Origin of the sequence: Neisseria sp. HMSC069H12 (assembly GCF_001812735.1) — a bacterium.
Taxonomy (GTDB): Bacteria; Pseudomonadota; Gammaproteobacteria; order Burkholderiales; family Neisseriaceae; genus Neisseria; species Neisseria subflava.
Genome location: NZ_KV810268.1, coordinates 1 through 913, shown reverse-complemented (window position 1 = coordinate 913; position 913 = coordinate 1). Strand labels below are relative to the sequence as shown.

Here is a 913-nt window from a genome sequence, read left to right as displayed (position 1 = left end):
ACGGTAACGACCGATTTGAAAACACCTGCGGACAGGATTTATTCTCTTTGCGCCATTGAACAGACGAAACTTCATTTGAAGTCATTGGAACGTTTTTGATTTTTTAGGAGACTGATATGTCGAAACACAAAATCCGTTACATTCTGCCACTGCTAGCCGTGATGGCATCCGCTGCCTGTGTCGGTGCAGCAGGGTCATCTGATAAAGCTGCAAATGCCGTTAAACCGAAACAGGAAAAGAATCTTTGCCCCGAACCTGTTGACCAAATGGATGAAGATTGTTTAGAAATTACTCTGCTGAAACTTGAAAACAAACTGGACATGAAGTACAAAGATTTATTTCGACGTGCCGCTGCCAAAGACCGAAAACTTCATGGTATGACAAAACAGTATTTTACAAGCATCCGCTCAAAATGGAAGGATTATCAGGACGAACTATGTTACGACCCGACGGTAACGACCGATTTGAAAACACCTGCGGATCGGATTCACACTCTTTGCGCTATCGAACAGACGCAGCTTCATTTGAAGGCATTGGAACGTTTTTGATTTTTTAGGAGACTGATATGTCGAAACACAAAATCCGTTACATTCTGCCACTGCTAGCCGTGATGGCATCCGCTGCCTGTGTCGGTGCAGCAGGGTCATCTGATAAAGCTGCAAATGCCGTTAAACCGAAACAGGAAAAGAATCTTTGTCCCGAACCTATTGACCAAATGGATGAAGATTGTTTGAGGCTTACATCAAGGGAGTTCGAAGGCAAATTGAACACAAAATATAAAGATTTATTTAGGCGGGCCGCCACCAAAGACAAAAAACTGCACGGTTTATCCAAACAGTATTTCACAAGCGTCCGCTCAAAATGGGAGGCTTATCGGGACAAACTCTGTGATGATCCGACGGTAACGACTGAT

The 913-nt window shown here is 43.7% G+C and carries 2 protein-coding genes; both read left to right on the top strand.

Annotation, left to right across the window (positions count from 1 at the left end):
- Window positions 1–116: 116 nt before the first annotated feature.
- Window positions 117–548: a hypothetical protein gene (locus tag HMPREF2872_RS05510; protein WP_070631846.1), complete on the top strand. Its 432-nt coding sequence runs from the start codon at window positions 117–119 to the stop codon at window positions 546–548.
- A 17-nt stretch (window positions 549–565) separates the two neighbouring features.
- Window positions 566–913 (top strand): hypothetical protein (locus HMPREF2872_RS05505; protein WP_083311741.1); only part of this gene is annotated, 348 nt, incomplete at its 3' end.

Coding starts and splice junctions, on each gene's coding strand:
- HMPREF2872_RS05510 (WP_070631846.1), top strand. CDS start 117: ATGTCGAAACACAAAATCCGTTACATTCTGCCACTGCTAGCCGTGATG.